We start from the raw sequence: 307 nt of genomic DNA, 5'->3' as shown, positions 1-307 counted from the left end.
GTTCGGCGGCGACCTACTCTCCCACACGGTCCCCCGTGCAGTACCATCGGCGCTGAAAGGCTTAGCTTCCGGGTTCGAAATGTAACCGGGCGTTTCCCTAACGCAATGACCACCGAAACTCTTTCGGATGCACCCCGCCCATGGACGGGGTCACCAAAACAGCTCTAGCGAACAAGCACACTCTTCAGTTGAGTATTTAGTTCACCGGGACTGTTTGTTATCCGGGAACTACACAGTGGACGCAAGCAACTATGGACAAGCCCTCGGCCTATTAGTACCAGTCAACTCCACCCATTACTGGGCTTCC

General features: G+C 55.0%; 1 rRNA gene. It reads right to left on the bottom strand.

Going from position 1 to position 307, the window contains the following annotated elements:
* A 5S ribosomal RNA gene (gene rrf / locus E0D90_RS26185) occupies nucleotides 1–117 on the bottom strand.
* Between the last annotated feature and the right edge of the window lie 190 nt (nucleotides 118–307).

It is taken from the genome of Streptomyces otsuchiensis (genome assembly GCF_004305975.1).
In the GTDB taxonomy this organism is placed as follows: Bacteria; Actinomycetota; Actinomycetes; order Streptomycetales; family Streptomycetaceae; genus Streptomyces; species Streptomyces otsuchiensis.
This window is presented reverse-complemented; position numbering and strand designations above follow the sequence as displayed.